This is a genomic window from Actinosynnema sp. (assembly GCF_052038725.1).
Map to the genome: position 1 here is coordinate 1 of NZ_JBQGCX010000856.1, position 2512 is coordinate 2512.

Annotated in this window: 2 protein-coding genes and 1 riboswitch; of the genes, one reads left to right on the forward strand and one right to left on the reverse strand. The window is 76.9% G+C overall.

What is annotated here, in order from left to right; all coding sequences use genetic code 11:
• Window positions 1-1305: hypothetical protein (locus ACTUAL_RS17540; RefSeq protein ID WP_440901030.1), on the reverse strand; the 1305-nt coding region annotated here is incomplete at its 3' end.
• A gap of 137 nt (window positions 1306-1442) precedes the next feature.
• Window positions 1443-1523, forward strand: a riboswitch (cobalamin riboswitch).
• Between the two features lie 77 nt (window positions 1524-1600).
• Here ACTUAL_RS17540 and ACTUAL_RS17545 point away from each other — a divergent pair.
• Window positions 1601-2512 (forward strand): ABC transporter substrate-binding protein (locus tag ACTUAL_RS17545; protein ID WP_440901031.1); only part of this gene is annotated, 912 nt, incomplete at its 3' end.

Sequence of the window (2512 nt, forward strand, 5' to 3'; positions counted from 1 at the left end):
CAACTCAGCCGCGCAGGACCCGTCGACGTCCCGCCCCCGCGGCTCGGACCCGGACACCGCTCCCCCCCGCGCCCCGCCGAAGGCCGCCCGCACCTGCGCCCGCACCCGCCGCCCGGCCACCCGCACCGGACCGACCACCGACTCCCGCACCCACCGCGCGGGCTCGACCACCACCAACCGCCACACCGACCGCACCCCACGACCCACCGCACGACCGACCGCGCGCAGCGCGTGCCCGACCGGCGTCAGCACCTCCCGGTGCACCCACCGGGCGGGCGCCACCACCAGCACCCGCCCCACCGCGCGCAGCCCGCGCCCGAGCGGCGCCCCGACCCGCCGGTGCGCCCACACCAGGCTCCCGACCCCCAGCCGCGCCAGCGCCGACACCACCCGGCGCACGACCGCCCACGCGGTCCGCACCACCTCGGCCAGCCCCCGCCCGATCCCGCGCGCCACCCACCCGAGTCCCCGCAGCAGCAGCCGCACCCCGTCGCGGGTCCACCGCGCCAGGCGCACCACGACCTCCTCCCACGCCCACCTCAGCGGTCGCGCCACCAGCACCCGCACCCCGGCCGCCAGCACGTCCCGCACCCCGCGCAGCGCCCGCGCCACACCCCGCCCGACCGCCCGCAGCACCACCGCCGACCTGCGCCAACCCCAGCGCGCGCCGTGTCCGATCGGCCGCAGGGCGACGCGGTAGAGCCGCGTGCAGACCCACTCGACGCCGTGCGCGAGCCCGTCGAAGCCGACCTCCAGGACCGCCAGCGCCCCGCGCGCCAGCGGCAGCAGCACCCGCCGACCCAGCGGGCGCAGCACCCAGCGGCGCAGGCCCCGCCCCGACGACCGGGCGCCCCGGCCGAGCCGGGAGAGCACGCCGATCACCCCCCGGAACAGCGCGGCCCTCGCCCGCCCCAGCAGGCGCAGCAGGGCGCGCGCCGGGCGGATCACCAAGTGCCGGAACCCCGCCGTGAGCCCCCGGACGAGGGGCCGCAGGACGCGGTCGCGCAGGAACCGCCCCGACCTGCCGAAGGCGCGGCCGACCATCCGGGCCAGCGCCGCGAGCGGGCGGAGCACGACGGCGCGGGCGGTCCGCGCGGTCAGCTTCAGCCACTCCCAGCCGAGCTGCGCCGGGACCACGACGCCGACCGCGATCACCCGCGCCACCCAGACCGCCCACGCCGGGGGCTCCGGCGGTTCGGCGAGCTCCTCCGCGGCGTCGCCGACCGGCCGGGGTGTGGCGTCCGCCTCATCACCCGATCGGACGAGTCTCGCCGCTTCCCCGGTATCCGGCACTTCCTCAGGCATGATCCCTTCATACCTGGTCAAGGCGGTCACGCGCGGTCATTCCGGGCAGCCGACCTGCACTGTTGCAACCACTAGGGCCCTCACCCGTCTGTGTTAGCTTCTCCACCGGCTAGAGCCGGTCCGCAGTGGACCGGGCGGGGGAACCCGGTGCGAATCCGGGACTGACGCGCAGCGGTGAGGTGGTCCGGCGGGAGAGCCGGCGCCGAGTCCGAGTACCCGACTGGCTCCCCGCCCCCGAGGCGGGGACACCGTACGGACGGGCTCCGCGACCGAGCCCTCGACGTGAGGAACCGCTGTGCGCCCAGCACGCCCCGCCACACCCCTGCGCTCGACAACCCCGCGCGCGACCGCCCTGCTCGTCGCGCTCGCCGCCGCGACCGCCTGCTCCTCCGCCCCCGCGCAGGACGCCCCCGCCGCCGCCGACACCGCCGCCGTCACCCTGGACAACTGCGGCCGGAAGGTCACCGTCGCCGCGCCCCCGCAGCGCGCCGTCGCGCTCAACCAGGGCAGCGCCGAGATCATGTACGCCCTCGGCCTCGAAGACCGCATGGTCGGCACCGCCACCTGGACCGACCCGGTCCTGCCCGAGCACGCCGCCGCCAACGAGAAGGTCCCGCGCCTGGCCGACAACGCGCCCTCGTTCGAGCGCGTCCTGGAGGCCGAGCCCGACTTCGTCGCCGCCTCCTTCGAGTCCGTCCTCGGCACCGGCGGCGTCGCCACCCGCGACCAGTTCGAGCAGCTCGGCGTCCCCACCTACCTCTCGCCCACCGACTGCGGCGCCAAGGACAACAGCGGCGACGGCGACGGCGTCCGCACCACCCCGCTGACCATGGACGACGTCTACGGCGAGATCCGCGACCTGGCGAAGGTCTTCGGCGTCGCCCAGCGCGGCGACGACCTGGTCGCCTCGCTCCAGCAGCGCATGGGCGCCGCCACCGACGGCCTCGAGGCCGAGGGCGTCGACCTGGCGTTCTGGTTCGCCAACTCCGAGGCCCCGTACCTGGGCGGCTGCTGCGGCGCGCCCGGCGTGGTCGTCACGGCGCTCGGCGCGAGCAACTCGTTCCAGGACACCCGCGAGGAGTGGCCCCAGATCAACTGGGAGGCCGTCGCCGAGCGCGACCCCGACGTGCTCGTCATCGGCGACCTCACCCGCCGCTCGCAGACCGCCGAGACCGGCGCCGCCAAGATCGCGTTCCTGGAGTCGAAC